General features: G+C 39.5%; 13 protein-coding genes. 9 read left to right on the top strand and 4 right to left on the bottom strand.

What is annotated here, in order from left to right; translation table 11 throughout:
- The first annotated feature begins 192 nt into the window (after nt 1–192).
- The 8 genes from V5M37_RS11125 (at nt 193) to ncs1 (ending at nt 8,351) form a co-directional block, all read left to right on the top strand.
- Nucleotides 193–1,047, top strand: coding sequence for an ABC transporter permease (locus tag V5M37_RS11125; RefSeq protein ID WP_423802604.1), 855 nt, complete (start codon nt 193–195; stop codon nt 1,045–1,047).
- A 15-nt stretch (nt 1,048–1,062) separates the two neighbouring features.
- Nucleotides 1,063–1,983 (top strand): nickel ABC transporter permease, encoded by a 921-nt coding sequence (gene nikB, locus V5M37_RS11120; protein WP_423801977.1) that lies wholly within the window; start codon nt 1,063–1,065, stop codon nt 1,981–1,983.
- Between the two features lie 16 nt (nt 1,984–1,999).
- Nucleotides 2,000–3,016 carry an ABC transporter ATP-binding protein gene (locus V5M37_RS11115; RefSeq protein ID WP_423801976.1) on the top strand — a complete coding sequence of 339 codons (1,017 nt, stop codon included), beginning with the start codon at nt 2,000–2,002 and terminating at the stop codon, nt 3,014–3,016.
- A complete protein-coding gene (locus V5M37_RS11110) occupies nt 3,016–4,011 on the top strand; it encodes an ABC transporter ATP-binding protein (RefSeq protein ID WP_423801975.1) in 996 nt (331 codons plus the stop codon). Before V5M37_RS11115 ends, V5M37_RS11110 begins: the two co-directional genes overlap by 1 nt.
- Nucleotides 4,012–4,109: 98 nt before the next feature.
- On the top strand, nt 4,110–4,877 hold the full coding sequence (locus V5M37_RS11105) for a sensor histidine kinase (protein ID WP_423801974.1): 768 nt from the start codon (nt 4,110–4,112) through the stop codon (nt 4,875–4,877).
- A complete protein-coding gene (locus tag V5M37_RS11100) occupies nt 4,874–5,566 on the top strand; it encodes a response regulator transcription factor (RefSeq protein WP_423801973.1) in 693 nt (230 codons plus the stop codon). Before V5M37_RS11105 ends, V5M37_RS11100 begins: the two co-directional genes overlap by 4 nt.
- Nucleotides 5,563–6,864, top strand: coding sequence for a hypothetical protein (locus tag V5M37_RS11095; protein ID WP_423801972.1), 1,302 nt, complete (start codon nt 5,563–5,565; stop codon nt 6,862–6,864). The genes V5M37_RS11100 and V5M37_RS11095 overlap by 4 nt, the downstream gene beginning before the upstream one ends.
- Before the next feature lie 29 nt (nt 6,865–6,893).
- Nucleotides 6,894–8,351, top strand: coding sequence for an NCS1 family nucleobase:cation symporter (ncs1, locus tag V5M37_RS11090; protein ID WP_423801971.1), 1,458 nt, complete (start codon nt 6,894–6,896; stop codon nt 8,349–8,351).
- A 38-nt stretch (nt 8,352–8,389) separates the two neighbouring features.
- Here ncs1 and V5M37_RS11085 read toward each other — a convergent pair whose 3' ends face one another.
- The 4 genes from V5M37_RS11085 to aspA all read right to left on the bottom strand — a co-directional run bounded on the left by V5M37_RS11085 (nt 8,390) and on the right by aspA (nt 14,497).
- A complete protein-coding gene (locus V5M37_RS11085) occupies nt 8,390–9,610 on the bottom strand; it encodes an amidohydrolase (protein WP_423801970.1) in 1,221 nt (406 codons plus the stop codon).
- Between the two features lie 78 nt (nt 9,611–9,688).
- Nucleotides 9,689–11,257 carry a glutathione ABC transporter substrate-binding protein gene (locus tag V5M37_RS11080; protein ID WP_423801969.1) on the bottom strand — a complete coding sequence of 523 codons (1,569 nt, stop codon included), beginning with the start codon at nt 11,255–11,257 and terminating at the stop codon, nt 9,689–9,691.
- A 109-nt stretch (nt 11,258–11,366) separates the two neighbouring features.
- A complete protein-coding gene (locus V5M37_RS11075; RefSeq protein ID WP_423801968.1) occupies nt 11,367–12,851 on the bottom strand; it encodes an amidohydrolase family protein in 1,485 nt (494 codons plus the stop codon).
- A 221-nt stretch (nt 12,852–13,072) separates the two neighbouring features.
- A complete protein-coding gene (gene aspA, locus V5M37_RS11070; RefSeq protein ID WP_423801967.1) occupies nt 13,073–14,497 on the bottom strand; it encodes an aspartate ammonia-lyase in 1,425 nt (474 codons plus the stop codon).
- 431 nt (nt 14,498–14,928) lie between these two features.
- On the opposite strand from aspA, the gene V5M37_RS11065 reads away from it, so the two are divergent.
- On the top strand, nt 14,929–17,343 hold the full coding sequence (locus V5M37_RS11065) for a cytochrome P450 (RefSeq protein ID WP_423801966.1): 2,415 nt from the start codon (nt 14,929–14,931) through the stop codon (nt 17,341–17,343).
- Nucleotides 17,344–17,364: the final 21 nt, after the last annotated feature.

The following is a 17,364-nucleotide window of genomic DNA, read 5'->3' as shown; positions in this document are numbered from 1 at the left end:
AACAATTTAAAAAATATTTACTTTCACTTAAATTTTGATAATTTTGTACTTATTCCACATAAAAAAATTAGCTTTCATAAGGAGGAACATGACAACCAGAAACTACAGCATTCTTTCAAATAAAATAAATAAGGAGGGTTTTACATGACACTTGAAGCAAAAACAAAACAAACAGTTGTAGTAACACAAACTATGAATCATCCAAAAGAATCTAAACTGAAAGATTTCCTTTCCATTTTAATGCAAAATAAAGCGGCGATGGTTGGTGCTATCATTATACTTTTCTATATAATAGTTGCACTCTTCGCACCATTACTTGCTCCTTATGATCCATACGAAATTAAATTGGAAAATAAATTAATACCCCCGTCCCCAGATCATTGGATGGGAACAGATGATAAAGGAAGAGATATTTTAAGTCGGATTCTATATGGATCGAGACTGTCAATGGGGATTGGAATCACCGCGGTAATCTTCGGTGCCTTTTTCGGTATTATTTTTGGACTTGTAGCGGGCTACTATGGAAAATGGATTGACTCTACGATTATGAGAATCATGGATATTCTGCTAGCTTTCCCTGGAATTTTACTAGCATTGGCAATCATCAGTGCACTTGGACCAGGCTTAACAAATGTAACCATTGCAGTAGGAGCATACTCGATTCCGTTATTTGCCCGAATTGTTCGCGGTTCGACTTTAGAAGTAAAGCGGCTTGAGTACATTGATGCCATCCGTTCGCTGGGAGCGAATGATATAACAATTATTTTTAAACATATATTACCGAATATTCTGTCACCTATCATTGTACAAGGGACACTAAGACTAGCAACTGTCATTCTCTCAGCAGCTGGCCTATCCTTCCTTGGGCTTGGTGCCCAGCCCCCATCTCCAGAGTGGGGGACGATGTTAAGCAACGGAAGGGATTTCTTATTCTCAGCACCTTATATCGCTATTTTTCCAGGGCTGGCCATTTCCATACTAGTTTTAGGTTTTAATATTTTTGGTGATGGATTACGAGATGCGTTTGATCCAAGAATGAAGAAATAGGGAGGTTGACCAACGATGTTAATGTTTATCTTACGCCGTTTAATGCAAACAATTCCTGTGGTTATTGGGGTAACGTTTGTAGTGTTCATTATTATGCAGCTTGTTCCGGGGGACCCCGCTGTATTGCTTGCTGGCGAAGGTGCTTCTAAAGATACCATTGAAGCCATTCGGGAACAATTAGGGTTAAATAGACCACTATACGTACAGTATTTTGATTACTTGATGAACGTTTTTCGTGGTGATTTTGGGGTATCCCTTAAAAATAGCCAGCCTGTTCTAGAGGAAATATTGGTTAGATTACCAATAACTATGGAGCTTGCCTTTTTCAGTATCATCATTACGATCGTTTTAGGAATGGCTGCTGGCATCATATCTGCAGTTAAACCTTATTCCCTGACAGATACAACGGTTATGATTGTCGCTTTATTAGGGATTTCATTACCAAGCTTTTGGTTTGGTTTAATGATGATGTATTTCTTTTCTGTAAAATTGCAGATACTGCCAGTCGCCGGATGGGATAGCATTCTTCACGTGATCCTTCCAGCTCTTACATTAGGTGCTGGCGGCGCAGCTATTGTTGCCCGAATGACGAGATCAAGTATGCTTGAAGTTATTCGTCAGGATTATATAAGAACTGCTCGTGCTAAAGGTCTTCGTGAGCGAGTAATCGTTTATAAGCATGCTTTACGTAACGCATTAATTCCTGTAATCACCGTTGTAGGCCTACAGTTTGGCGCATTGCTTGGCGGTACCGTTTTAGTCGAGTCGATTTTCGCTATTAATGGATTAGGAAGGATGATCGTAGATTCTATCAGGATGCGCGATCTTCCGATGGTACAAGGAGGAGTATTAGTAGCCTCGCTAGTTTTCGTTATCGTGAATTTATGTGTTGATGTACTATATCGATTCTTTAATAAACGGATTGAACTAAATTAAAAGGTGGTGAACGGTCATGAATGCTGAAAACAGACCGATTTTAGAAGTGAAAGGTTTAAAAACACATTTCCACACGAAGCGTGGTGTCAGTAGAGCCGTTGACGGCATCGATTTTACACTAAGGAAGGGCGAAACATTAGGGATTGTAGGTGAATCCGGCTGTGGAAAAAGTATGACATCTCTTTCCATTCTAAGGTTAATCCCCTCCCCTCCCGGAAAAATTGCCGGTGGGCAGATTCTGTTTAAAGGTAAAGACTTAGTCTCCCTTTCAGAAAATGAAATGAGGAAAATTCGCGGGAATGAAATCTCGATGATTTTCCAGGAACCGATGACCTCGTTAAACCCTGTCATCCCTGTTGGAGAACAAATCGCCGAAGCATTAAGACTCCATCAAAAGTTGGGTAAAAAAGAGGCATGGGACAAGGCAGTAGAAATGCTGAAGTTAGTTGGTATACCCTCTCCTGAAAAAAGAGCAAAACAGGAACCTTTTCAATTAAGCGGCGGCATGAGGCAGCGTGTCATGATTGCAATGGCACTAGCTTGCACTCCTGAGGTATTAATTGCGGATGAACCGACAACAGCCTTGGATGTAACTATTCAGGCGCAAATCTTGGAATTGATAAAAGATTTACAAACTAAGCTTGGGATGGGCGTTATTATGATTACCCACGATTTGGGAGTTGTTGCTGAAACCTGTGATACAGTTGCCGTCATGTATGCCGGTAACATTGTAGAGCATGCGCCAACTAATAAGATTTTTTCGGATCCAAGACATCCTTACACGCAAGGTTTAATAGCCTCATTACCTAAAATCCATGAGGATCAAGATGAATTGCAAACCATTGAAGGCAGTGTCCCAAGTCCCTATAATATGCCTCCTGGCTGCCGATTTGCATCCAGATGTCCCTTTAATCAGCCAATTTGCCATGAGCGTCAACCAGAACTGGCAGCACAACCGGATGGTGTAAAGGTCCGCTGCTGGATGTATACAAGTCAATGGACAGAATCCCAACAACAGGAGGCTGTAAAATAATGCAGGCACAAGCCGAGAAAAAGCTATTATTACAAGTAGAAAATTTAAAGCAGTATTTTCCTGTCAAATCAGACTCCCTTTTTAAACCAAAGTCATATGTAAAGGCAGTTGACGATGTTTCTTTCCATCTTTTTGAAGGTGAGACTTTAAGCATTGTCGGCGAATCGGGCTGCGGCAAATCTACCACCGGGCGGGCAATTTTAAGGCTTGATGAACCAACAGATGGCAAGGTTTATTATTCAGGACAAAATATTTTGGATTTAAACAAAAAAGAAATGCGAAAGTTAAGAGGAGACCTGCAGGTAATTTTTCAAGATCCTTTCGCCTCTCTTAATCCAAGACAAACAGTAAAACAAATTTTGAATGAAGCGATGGCCATTCAAGAGGTCGTTCCAAAACCAAAAAGATTGGAAAGAATGCTGGAATTACTCGGGTATGTTGGTCTCCCGCCAGAAGCATTAGATCGATATCCTCATGAGTTCAGCGGCGGCCAGCGTCAGAGGATTGGGATTGCCCGGGCACTGGCAGTGAATCCGAAATTAATCATCTGTGATGAAGCTGTCTCAGCTTTGGATGTCTCCATCCAGGCGCAAATTCTTAACCTATTAAAAAAGCTGCAAAATCAGTTTCAGCTCACTTTTCTTTTCATCTCACATGATTTAAGTGTGGTACGGCACATTTCTGACCGAGTCATGGTGATGTATCTAGGGAAGGTAGTCGAGATTGCTGAGAAAAAAGCTTTGTTTGATTCACCGCTCCACCCTTATACCAAAGCATTATTATCATCAATTCCGGTACCTGACCCGGAGTTAAAAAGAGAGCGGGTCATTTTAAAAGGTGATGTCCCCTCCCCTATTAACCCACCAAGCGGATGCCGGTTCCATACACGCTGCCCGTTTGCAACAGAAAAGTGCAATAATGAGGAACCCGCGCTTAGACAATTGGAGAAAAATCATTTTGTCAGTTGTCACTACGCGGATGAACTTGTTAAATAAAATATTTTCAAATAATAAAAAATATGTATAAAATATTATATTAAAAAAGGGAGTGAGGCAGACTCCCTTTTCGCCATGTAAAGGAGAGTCACTTTTATATGCTTTCGATGGATACTTTCTCCCTTTATATTATGTTTTGTGTGCTAGCCCCTTTATTAGGAGCATTCACACTGCTGTTTTTGTTCATCTTTGAAAAAAGGATTGACCTTTTAGAAAAACAAACACGGGAAATTGCTTTGGAAAAAGAACTTCAAACTGCCCTTTATAATCAATTAAACCAGGAAATACAGCCGCATTTCCTTTTTAACACATTGAATTCCATATTAAGTTTGGCAAGGCTCGAACGTAAAACTGAATTAATACGTTCTATTGAAGCTCTTTCAAGGCTGCTTAAATTTAAGTATCAAACGAATTCTCCCTTTATAACGATCAATGATGAACTGACTTATATTAAATATTACTTGGAAATTCAAAAGATAAGGTTTCGGGACAGACTCCATTATGAAATCACTTTGGATCCTTCTGTTGGACAGGCTGTTATTATCCCATTTTTAATCCAGACATTTGTGGAGAATGCATTTAAGCATTCATTTGAAAAATATGCTGGAGAAGCGTTCTTAAAAATAATTGTTGAGAAGAAAGAGAAGTATGTACATGTAACGGTATGGAACAGTTCCAGTGAAAAACATGAAGACCAGCCTCATAATGGGGGGCTGGGATTAGAAAATATCGCCAAAAGACTGGAGCTTTTATTTTCACCTGAACATACTTCTATTCAATTAACATCGTTAAATGATAAAACCAACATTTTGGCTGTTTTTCCATATATAAATAAGAACGAAAATCAAGGAGATAAACGATTATGAATATCATGTTAGTTGATGATGAGCCGCTAGAGTTAGAGCAGCTTGAATACTTAATCCAAAAAAAATTTCCAACATGGAAATTTTTCAAAGCACAAGATGCATCCCAGGCTGTTCAAATTCTGAAACAACATGATATCATGCTTGCCTTTTTGGATATTCAGCTTCCGGGAAAATCAGGATTAGAGTTAGCCGCGGAACTGACTCGTTCTCATAAAATGGATATCATTATGGTAACAGCTATTCAAAATTTTGAATATGCTCAAACTTCGATACGACTTGGTGTTGTTGATTACATTACTAAGCCGGTTATTGAAGATGAATTACTTGAAGTGTTAAAAAGATACGAACGTATAGGACGTTACTCTGAACTAATCATGAACGCCCTGCAAATTATTCACCAAGAATATAGTGAGAAATTGACATTGAATTATTTGGCTTCGAAAATCCATATAAATCCAGCTTATTTTAGCAGAAAATTTCATGAGGAAGTTGGGATGGGGTTTTCAGAATATTTAAATGATTATCGATTAAAGGAAGCTCAAAGAATGTTAATAGAAAATCCCGAACTAAGCATTAATACTATTTCAGACAGATGTGGATTTAACAGTCAGCATTATTTTAGTCAAATTTTCCGTAAAATAACTGGATACTCCCCACGTGACTACCGACTGAAGGAGACATTGCGTTGAATAGGAAGGATTATCAATTTTACATTAGTGGTGCTGTAAAATTAGGAGTTAGCTTCGGAGTTGTCAGCTTATTGGCACGCTGGATTACCGGAAATACGATACTTTCTGCACCGGAAACGCTAGTAAAATACGGAATCACCGGTGCCATCGGCTATTCATTAATGGGGGCTCTTGCTCTCATCTTATTTGGATTTTTAGCAAAAAAAATCCGAAAAAATTTTCCCAATGAACAAACGATTGGGGATGTAATGCGGCAAAAGCTGACTCCTAGCGGATATTGGTATATAATGTTTATTCTTTTTGTGACGAGCTTTTATTCGCTTTTTATTCAAGCAATGGGTGCAGGGATTCTCATACATATTATTTTCCCTATTCCCGTATTTATAGGGATGATTCTGTTTATGGGCTTTTGTTTTTTTGTTGGTGGAGTAAGCGGAATGCAGCGAATTCATCAGTTTTCCGGCGTTAATGTGGCTTTGATATTTGGCGCAGTCCTCCTGATTCCTGTCTATTTTTATATTCAAGCAGGGGTTCATCCTGTATATGACGGAATAAAGCTTTACCATCCCTATATTTTATACTTTAAAAATATGGATGCGATATGGTTTATATTTACCGCACTTTTGATCTTCTTTGGACAGATTATGATGGACCGTGCCACCTGGCAAAGAGTATTTATTATTGAAAAAGAAAAGGTAAGAATGACCTTTTCTTTAGCGGGGGGCATCTGGGCAACCATCCCTCTAGCCATATCATCTTTATTAATGATTATTATGTTCGGTAGAAGCTATAAGAATATATATTCGCTTTTGTTTGAATTAGTGGACAAGATTCAGTCCACAATGCTCATTATATTATTTGTATTATTTTGCTTTAGCGCAATTTCTTCTGCGATAAATGCTGAATTGCACGCAACTACTACCTTGTTTGTAAAAAATATGTTGGAATTGTTTCGACCATTAACGAACCATGAAAGATGGAAATACTCCTATATTTTTTCTGGAATAGTTTGTGTTTGTTTACTAGTAATTGTCAGTATTCTTACGCCGAATCCATTAAAATTATTGTTCTTTTTTGGAAATATTTATGCCTCGATAATTATTCCAATGCTGTACATCATTCTTAGCAGCAAGCCCATTCCCGTGCTCATACCATATTCCTCATTGATTGGAGCAGCGGGGGGCTTTTTATTGATTCCGTTCACCAATGACCTTAAAGCGATTTGGATTAGCTTTGCGATATCGGGTGTCATCTGTTTGTTTGTATACATTTTTAAAAAAGCACCTATAGAATCTTAGGTATTTTACGACTTTTGGAGGGAGCAGCATTGGGACAATCACAATCCCTATTCGAAGATTTATCCATGTTAAGTCATGACCTATTACCAACACAACCTGAAGCAAGAACATGGAAAAAAGGACATTTTTTCTCTATTTGGATGGGGTCGGTCCATAACATCCCTTCTTATGTTACAATTGGCGGCTTCTTCGCGTTGGGTTTAACAATATGGCAGGTTTTTTTTATCATCATGATTTCAGCTGTACTACTTGCAGGTATGCTAGTTTTGAATGGTCATGCCGGTGCTAAGTATGGAATTCCCTTCTCTATTCTGCTTCGGTCAAGCTTTGGAGTTAGGGGAGCAGTTTTTCCGGGAGTGCTCAGAGGGATCATTGCTGCCATCATGTGGTTTGGACTGCAAACCTATGCCGGCAGTTTGGCCGTTTCCATCTTAATTGGAGAATTTTGGCCGGGTTTTTTTTCACTGGGAGGAAATTGGAGCTTTTTAGGGTTAAATTTAACCAATTTTCTTTCCTTTCTCCTCTTTTGGTTCATTAACGTCATTTTTATTTATGCCGGTATTGACTCATTAGGAAAACTAAATAAGGTCATTTCCCCATTAGTTTTCGTTGTTTTTGGCGGAATGTCTGTTTGGGCGGTTAACCTCGCCGGCGGAATTATTCCCATTTTAAACTATAGTCCAAAAGGAATTGAAGGAAGTCCCGTATTGATTTTCATTAGTTGTATTTCTGCAATATTAGCAACCTGGGTTGCCCAAATTGTAAGTGTTTCCGATATCACCAGATTTGCACGCTCGAATAGAGAGCAGTCAATTGGGCAAATTGTAGGATTAATTCTTACCTATTTTCTTTTTGCTATTGCGAGTATTACGATTATTATTGGTTCGGAAATTGCTTTTGGGGTTCCAATCTGGAATGTGTTAGAAGTGATAGACAAATTTGATAGTACATTTGCCATCGCAATCTCCCTGTTGACGCTTTGCTTATCCACCATATCTGTCAATATTGTTGGGAATATTATTCCGGCAGGCTATCAGTTGGCCGCACTTTTCCCAAAAAAATTAGGCTTTAAATCTGGAGCTTTAATTAGCACCATTATCGGAATTCTAATCATGCCTTGGAAGCTGATGGAAGATTCAACGAGTATTTTTTCATTTTTAAATCTAGTTGGCGGCTTGCTCAGTCCAGTAATTGGGATTATGCTGGCTCATTATTTTTTTGTAAGTAAGAAAAAAATTAATTTACAAGACATATATTCTTCAAGGCAAACTGCAAAACCAGTGAATATTCCTGCATTATCTGCTACACTTTTAGCTGGGATCTTTAGTTTAATAGGGAATTTTCTCCCTATTCTAAAACCGCTTTATAGCATTTCTTGGTTTACAGGAATATTTTCAGCAATCATATTATATCTATTTTTCAATTGGGTAAACTTTCGGACAATAAAAGCGGCAAAGTATTTTCCAGGAGCTGCAAAAAGGGGATGACCGTGTCATCCCCTTTTTGTTAGGTTTCATTTTGTGTTTTAAAGTGAGCCAGATACGATATTTCCTTTATAAAAAACCGCTTTCCGCTTGGCTCTTCTTGCAACAGCTTCGGCCGAGCAGCTCGCTTCAACCAGAATCATATTGGCGGTGCTCCCTGGTTTTGGCCAAATCTGATTACCTTCTTTGTCCAACGGTGTTAAACCTCCGGTAATATATTTAAGTGCTTGCCCTAAGGAAACTTCATTTGTCCAGCGGCTTCTTTCTACTAATCTGCCCAATCTTTCAAGTACATCCCCGTTACCAGTTGGCCACCATGAATCAAAGATATTATCATTACCCACAGCCACTTCTACTCCATATTCAGTAAGCAGCGGAACAGGAGGTATGTTGCGGCCGATTGGTAGACTGGTCACAATCGATATTCCTGCATCCTTTAAAATCTCAGCCATTTCTACGGCCTCTCCCTGCGAAACATCGCCAAGGCCAAATGCATGGCTTATGGCAACTCTTCCCTCCCAGCCTGCCTGCTTCGTTAAATAGGCCAGCCGTTTCATCGTGAAGGTTCCTAAGTGTCCTGGGTCGTGTAAATGCAAATCGATATCAGCATTTGCCTCAACTGCCAAATCCATTAACTGTACTAAAGATGCTTCGATATTATTATCAACAGTTGCAGGATCGACAGCACCCACAATCCCGGCACCATTTCTTAATGCTTCTTTAACAAGTTCAACTGTCCCTGGCCGCAGCAAGCCGTGCTGGGCAAAGGCAACAATTTCCGAACTTAATTTAGAGGAATATGTTTCTAGAGCTTGTTTTACTCCTTCTAAATTTTGCAATTTTACCTCAGGATAAATATCCACGTGGGTTCTAACATGAGTGGATCCGAACGATAATAACACCTCAAGCAGCGCTTCTGCACGTTCCTGCGTACTGGATGATATCGAAGTAAGAATGTTTTTTTCTATTTCACACCGTTCAATTACACCAGATGCTGGTATACAAGCCCTCCAGTGATCTCCCATATAGGTTTTGTCTAAATGAACATGCTTTTCAACAAAGGATGGGATCAGAAGCAGGCCCTCAGCGTTCATCACGGGTAATTCATTCAAGAGTACCTCTGATGCATCGATTATTCTCGTAATCTTGCCATTTTCAATTAATAACTGAAATAGACCTGTTTTTGTCCCTGCAACTCTTCCGTTCTCCTGAATGTAACCTGTTTCTAAACGAACATTCTTTAACCAAAAACTTCTATTCATTCTCTAACTTCCTTTCTTTTCAGAGCAAAAGATAAAAGGGGGTACCCCACTGAGATATCCCTTTTATCTGCTTTAAAGTTATTTAATAGATACATCGTTTATTTCTAAATAGCCTGACGGGCTAATCGCAAAGCCATCTACATTTTTTGAAACAGCTGCTAGGTTTTCTATCACACGGACCGGAATATAAACTACATCCTTCATTTCTAATTCTTGTGATTGTGCATAAAGCTCCTTGCGTTTTTCTTGATCCTTTTCTCTTCTAGCTGCTTCAATTAAACTATCAACCTCTTTGTTGCTGTAGAAAAAGGTGTTTCCTGCCCCACCTTGAGAACTTGTATGGAAAAGATTATATTGATTGTAATCAGCATCCCCAGTAGCATTTCTCCAGCTGATAATAAACATTTCTGAATCACCTTTGTTTACTTGCTCTACAAATGTTCCATATTCCAATACTTGAATATTAACCTTAACGCCGATCCCTTTTAATTGAGATTGAAGAACTTCGGCCATATTGATTCGCTCTTTGCTATCCATTGTTTTAAGAGTTATTTCCAATCCATTCGAATAGCCTGCTTCTGCAAGCAGCTTTTTCGCTTCATTTAAATTATATTCATAGGCCTTCATTGCATCATTGTAGCCAAATACTTTAGAGCCCAATAAGGAATTCGCTTTTTTCCCAACATTGTTATAAACACCTTTAATAATGGAATCCATTTCAACAGCGTAGGATATAGCCTTTCGAACACGAACATCGTTAAAAGGTTTCTTCTGAACATTAAAACCAATATATTCTGTTCCATATCCTTCACTGCGGTATACATCGACAGCCTTTGAAGTTTTTACTGTATCCATCATCGGTACGGAAAGCGGTTCAGCTATATGAGCTTCTCCCGTTTCAAGCATCGATATTCTTGTCGTTTCTTCAGGAACAACCTTGAATACGACTTTATCCACCCTTGCTTTTTCTCCCCAATAATCGTTGTTCTTTTTTAAGACAATTTCTTGACCCGGTGTCCAGGATTCGAAAACAAATGGACCTGTTCCATTTGGCTCTTGGATAATTTTCTTGCCATATTTCTCAATCGTTTTTGGACTGATAATACCGCCTTCATGGCTCGCTAAGATAGAGAGTAACGGAGAGAACGGCTCAGATAAGATAAACTGAACGGTATAATCATCAATAACCTTTACTTCCTTGACCATTTTAAATACAACCGCTCTCGGTGAACCAACGTTAGGGTCTAATAAACGATCAAAGGTAGCTTTAACAGCATTTGCCTTAAATTCGGTCCCATCATGGAACTTTACACCTTTTCTTAAGGTAAACTCCCAGGTTGTATCATCCTTTTGCTCCCACTTTTCCGCTAGCAATGGCTTTATTTGAGCATTTTTATCCCTGCCAACTAAACCCTCATAAATCTTCCGATGAGTAATACTTGCGGCATTAATGGTAGACATAAAATGGTGGTCCAAATTTTCAGCATCAGATAAGCGTGCTATGACCAAAGTTCCCCCTTCTTTAGCGGCTGAGTCACTTTTTTTGGTGTCACTGCTAACATCTTTTTTGGTTGAACAACCCGCCATGATTACCATCATAATGAGCATGACGATAAAGAATTTTCCTAACCCCCTATTTCCCTTCATCAATCTTACCTCCTGAATATTTTTTAAAAGGGTTTAACCTTTGTCTAATTATAAAAATATTCAGATAACAATATTTCAAATATCTTTACTTCCTTTTTTAATATCTTTACTACTTTCTTTCATTTTTAATAGATTCTACAACTCTAAAGGATGTTGGAAATAATTGTCGTTCCGGAAGCTGCTGATAATCTCTTTCCATATATCCCTTTCTCATTTTATTAAAGTATTGTTGCCCTTTGAGTTTAATTTCTTCTAAATTAACGTTTGGAATTTGCTGATCCTTCATAACAATTCTGCCATTGATGATAGATAATTTCACATCTCTTCCAGTTCCGCTTACTACCATCGTGCGAATTGGGTCATCCAGAACCCCCATGTGGAATCCATCCAAATCAATCGCAATAATATCAGCTTTCGCACCAACAGCGAGCCTGCCGAGATCGGCCCTGCCTAGGAATTTAGCACCACCGAGTGTTGCTGCCCTATAGAAATCAGCGTATGTTGAATCTTTCACTTCTTTTTCAATAAAACGAGAAAACATGCTTCCGGTCCGGATGTTCTGGAAAATATCCGGAGGGAAGGTATCCGTTCCGAGGGCCATATTAATTCCTGCTCTTTTATATTTCGCAAAGGACTCTAAAGCTGACATGTGCCTGCCAATAATTAACGGACAATGAATCACTGTCGTCCCGGTTTCTTGCAGAAGTGCGATATCGTTCCCTTCACCAACTTTTGCTTCACTATATCCGGCAATATAGTGAGCGTGTGGGATCCCAGTTTTGGGCCCTAAGAAGCCAAGGTCGTATAAGAAGCGAATCGGAGTGACCCCATATTTTTCCACAATGGTATGAAATTCAAAGGTTCCTTGTGCCGCATGGAGTTTAATTGGAACTCCCAGCTTCTCGCTAAAATACTTCGTTTGTGACAAACTATCGATAGTTTGGCATTCTATCCGTTCAGGTGCAAGCATGCCCCGAACTAGTCCATCAAAAGCACCGTCAAATTCCTCCACAAATCTAACCGCTCGTTTTAATCCCTCTTTACCGGCTTCTTCATCCAAATACAGCTTGATCGTACCATCGGGTTGTACTACCCTGATCCCAGATTGATAGCTAGGACCAAGATAAATTCTTAACCCAAGGTTTCCGGCATGGTTTGCAGCTGCGGCTAACTCCTCATATGTTTCAGCCCATTTTTTATAAAAAACTGACGTAATTGGCATCGCCGTTGTAATCCCGTGGAGAATTAACTGCGTATAGGCATAAAGAGATTTAAAAGCTTCTTCTTCAGCGGTCATCACTTCATGGTGTCCGTCCTTAATATATTGCGCTGACCAGAGCAAGTTTTTCTGTCTGTTTGTACTGGCCTCGAGGTGTAAAATATCATGGTCGATATCTCCTAACGCATTTAAATCAATAAAACCAGGGCTAATAACGGCATTCCCTACATCGATTATTTCATTTATTTCACCTGTGTAATTTTTACCGACATATATAATAGTGTCTTGTTCATAAACAACTTCAGCATTTTCGATGATAACATGGTCTTCCCCGTCATAGCCTATAACATACCTTCCCTTTAACTTTGTCTTCATCCACTTTCCCCTTTCTTCCTTTTACCTTTATTATAAAAAACTCTCGATGCCCCCATTTTCGGAATTATTACTCTTTTTTTAAATTTTTCTACTTTATTGAAGCAGAATATTTACTTAAGTTAAAAAAAGAAAGGTTGTCAACTTTTAGACAACCTCTCTTAATACATCCAAATTTAAATTTAAAAAAGCGAACAGTTCACTAACTGTTCGCTCTTTGAGTTTTAATCCCGATCTAAAAGTGCCGCTCCGGCAATCCCCGGTTTTGTCATTTCATAGATATTGAGGATTTGATCCAGCTCTTCTTCCGTTAAAACATCATGCTGGAGGCACAGCTCACGTACCGATTTTCCGGTAAGGGTAGCTTCCCTTGCAATTCTTGCCGCTGCTTCATAACCAAGATGCGGATTTACTGCAGTAATAATCCCAACACTCTTTTCAACATATTCTTTTAATCTAGCTTCATTCGCCTCAATTCCAGCTAAACAGTGGTCAGTAAATGAGCGGAAACCATTGTTCATGATACTGATAGATTGCAGCAGATTGAAGACTAAAACAGGCTCCATTACGTTTAGCTCAAGCTGCCCTGCTTCCGATGCCAGACAAATAGTATGGTCATTGCCAATCACCTGAAAAGCAATTTGGTTAATAAGCTCAGGCATAACTGGGTTTACTTTACCCGGCATGATGGAAGATCCTGGCTGGCGTGCCGGCAGAGAAATTTCAGCCAGACCTGCCCGTGGTCCTGAAGCCATCAGACGAAGGTCGTTAGCAATTTTCGACATATTCATCATACATACTTTTAGAGCGGCAGAAACCTCCGTATAGGCATCGGTATTCTGGGTGGCATCCACCAAATGCTCCGCATTGACCAATGGCAACCCGCTGATTTCAGCCAACTGTTTTACCACATCTTCAATATACTGAGGGTCAGCATTTAATCCTGTTCCAACTGCAGTTGCCCCCATATTTACCTCATATAAATGGTTCCGCGATTGAGCAATTCTTTTCATATCCCTTTCAAGCACACGGGAATACGCTTCAAATTCCTGACCGAGGCGAATCGGTACAGCATCTTGAAGGTGAGTTCGGCCCATTTTGATTACTGTTTCAAATTGCTTTGCTTTTGCCTTGAAAACGCTATGCATATACTGCATTGTCTCTAATAATTTGCTCAATAGATTTAGTGTTGCAATATGGATCGCCGTTGGGAAGGCATCATTTGTCGATTGCGACATATTGACATGGCTATTTGGGCTTAAATGCTTATAATCCCCTTTTTTGTGTCCCAGTAATTCAAGTGCACGGTTGCCGATCACCTCATTTGCGTTCATATTCATGGATGTCCCGGCACCACCCTGAATCGGGTCGACGATAAACTCGTTATGCCACTTCCCTTCAATGATCTCCTCGGCTGCCTGAACGATTTTTTCCCCAAGTCCGCTGTATAAACGTTTGGTATTCATATTAGCAATAGCGGCTGCTTTCTTGACCATTGCTAATGCTTTAATTAATTCCTCATGGATTCGGTATCCTGTAATCGGAAAGTTTTCAACGGCCCGTAATGTTTGAATCCCATAATAAGCATTCTCCGGTATTTCTTTTTTTCCTAAGAAGTCTTGTTCAACCCTTGTTGTATTCGCTTCCATTTTATTACCTCACCTTTGTATTTAGGCATTCTATTTTAATAGAATCCTATTATAAATAATAACATTTACAAAGCTATTGTATTACATTCCTGCTATAATTTCATTCGTAAAGCAAAAATTCTTTAAAAATATTATTTCAAAAAAATATTACCTGAACAACAAACACTTTTAAGAAGACACTATAATCTTCTTAAATATCACTTCACTCTATTTATAATATACGCTTTTTTGAAACCGTTTTCAATAATTTGTTTGTTTTTCAGCCTTTTTCGTAAAAGCAAAAAATGAAAAAAATGTAGAAATTTGTCTGAATATTTACTCATCAAATACTTTATATTAGTAATATATACATGGTATAATCTTCTAAAATATTATTTTAAAATTATTTAAAATTAAATTCTCGAGGAGAAAGGAAGGTCGTAAAAACAAATATGTCTACTTCCGAAATTGCTGCGATACCGCAGCCGAAAACGTATGGCCCACTTGGCAACATGCCTCTGATTGATAAGGAGGCCCCGACACTCTCCTTATGGAAAATCGCGGAAAAATACGGACCGATTTTTCGTATGGAATTTTTCGGCGGATTTTCTACCATTTTTGTTTCCGGCCATAAATGGGCCGGCGAGATTCTGAACAGCGGAAAATTTGATAAAAGTTTGCTCGGCGGCCTCCATCAGGTCCGCGAATTCGCTGGCGATGGGCTGTTCACAGGAAAAACATTTGAACCAAACTGGCAAAAAGCCCATAACATTCTTATGCCTTCATTTAGTCTGTCAGCTATGAAAGGGTACCACTCCATGATGGTAGACATTGCAAGCCAGCTCGTCCAAAAATGGGCCCGGTTGAATCCAAATGAGAGTATTGATGTACCGGATGATATGACCAGACTTACGCTTGATACCATTGGTTTGTGCGGTTTTAACTATCGTTTTAACAGCTTCTACCGTGAAACGCATGACCCTTTTATTATCAATATGGTGAATGCCCTTGATGAAGCCATGCATAAAGGGACCCGCCTTCCGATTCAAGATAAATTCATGGTGAAAAAACGCCAGGAATTCCAAAAGAACATTCAAGCGATGTTTTCCTTGGTAGACAAACTAATCGCTGAACGGAAGGAATCCGGTGATCAAGGGGAAACAGATTTGCTTGCTCGGATGCTAAGCGCTAAAGATCCGCAAACAGGCGAAATACTCGATGATGAAAATATCCGTTACCAAATCATCACCTTCCTGATTGCAGGACATGAAACAACCAGCGGTCTTTTGTCCTTTACGCTTTACCTGCTGTTAAAGCACCCGGAAATCCTGGAAAAAGCCCGCGCGGAAGTTGACCGTGTATTGACAGGACCAGTTCCAACCTTTAAACAAGTTTTGGAGCTGAAGTATATTCGGATGATTTTAAATGAATCGTTAAGGCTTTATCCAACAGCACCGCAATTTACCCTATATGCCAAGGAAGATATGGTTCTTGGAAATAAATATAAGATCAATAAAAAGCAGACGGTTGCCATTCTCCTCCCTCAACTGCACCGCGACAAAGAAGCTTGGGGTGAAGATGCTGAAGAATTTCGTCCTGAACGGTTTGAAGACCCGAAAAAAATACCGCATGACGCCTATAAACCTTTCGGCAATGGACAACGTGCATGTATCGGAATGCAGTTTGCCCTTCACGAGGCAACATTATTAATAGGAATGATTTTGCAAAACTTTGATTTAATCGACCATACGAACTATCAATTAAAAATTAAACAAACAATGACGCTGAAGCCCGAAAACTTCACAATGAGCGTCCAGCTGCGTGATAACCGTTTCGTTGATTCATTTGTAATACCTGCTGAAGAAAAAAGCTCTTCTGCCTTACATTCAGCTAACCAACAATACGATTCTTCAATTGGAAATAACACACCCTTACTTGTGCTATATGGTTCCAATATGGGGACCGCGGAAGGAATTGCAAAAGATTTGGCAACAAGTGCTCGTTTTAAAGGTTTCAAAAGTGAAATAGCTCCGCTTGACGAATACGTTGGCGTACTACCAAAAGAAGGAGTTACTCTAATTGTCACTTCCTCTTATAATGGTAATCCGCCAAAGAACGCTCGAAAGTTTGTCAAGTGGTTGAAAGAGTCTGAGGGTGAGGTGCTCGATGGTGTCCGTTACGCTGTTTTTGGCTGCGGAGATACAAACTGGGCGAACACCTATCAAAGTGTTCCTAACTTGATTGACGAAAAGCTTGCTGAAAAAGGTGCTAACAGAATATCGCCAAAAGGCCAAGGGGATGCAAGCAGTGATTTTGATCAGCAATTTGAAAAATGGCATGAGCAATTATGGCCAAATGTGTTCAAGGCATTAGGACTAAATGTTGAAAATAAATCAGAAGAAACGAACCAGGCATTGACAGTCCAATTTGTCGATGAAGTACAAACCGCGGAGCATGCTTCAGGAGGTACTGCGGTACAGACTGTGAAAACGCGTAATTCTATTAAGACGGTTGAACGTGTTCTTAACCGCTTCGCACTAGATACAAACACACAGGTTGTCTTGAGCGGGAATCAGCAATTTGCGACCCGGCTGCCACTTGATATCCCAGTCCGAGTCAGCGACTTACTAAGTCTAAAGGTTAATTTAGAAGAAACTGTTACCCGACCGCAGCTTCAAGAGCTGGCTGAACATACAGTATGCCCGCCTCATCAAAAAGAATTAGAAGCACTTCTAACTGAAGATGCCTATAAGGCTCACGTTGTAGATAAAGGCATTACGATGCTGGATTTACTTGAAAAATACCCAGCCTGCCAAATGCCATTTGAAAAATTTTTAGAGCTATTAGCGCCATATGAGACACACTAAAATAATTAAAAAAGAGGATGA

Origin of the sequence: Neobacillus sp. SAB-20_R2A (assembly GCF_049568635.1) — a bacterium.
GTDB classification, from domain to species: domain Bacteria; phylum Bacillota; class Bacilli; order Bacillales; family Cytobacillaceae; genus Neobacillus; species Neobacillus citreus.
The sequence above is the reverse complement of the archived record's forward strand: the minus strand, read 5'-3'. Positions and strand labels throughout refer to the sequence as shown.